1 protein-coding gene is annotated in these 248 nt (G+C 59.7%); it reads left to right on the top strand.

The features are described 5' to 3' along the window. Positions 1 to 4: 4 nt before the first annotated feature. Positions 5 to 248 (top strand): HAMP domain-containing protein (locus ACPYOG_RS20195; protein WP_481295871.1); only part of this gene is annotated, 244 nt, incomplete at its 3' end.

Below are 248 nucleotides of genomic sequence, written 5' to 3'. Positions count from 1 at the left end.
ATACGTGGCAGGCAACTCTGCGACTAGCCCTTTGCGCGACCTCTCGCGAGCTGTTCATCACGTCACCACCACCGAAGACCTGACACCCATCCAGGTCCACTCCCATGATGAGCTAGGCGATCTTGCCGTGTCGTTCAACCACATGCTGTCCTCGTTGTCGAACTCCCGGGAGCGTCAGAAGCAGCTCATCGCTGACGCCTCCCACGAACTACGAACCCCACTGACCTCGATGCGCACCAACGTCGAGC

The sequence above is a fragment of the Leifsonia sp. HAY1-4F genome, assembly GCF_056755275.1.
The sequence above is the reverse complement of the archived record's forward strand: the minus strand, read 5'-3'. Positions and strand labels throughout refer to the sequence as shown.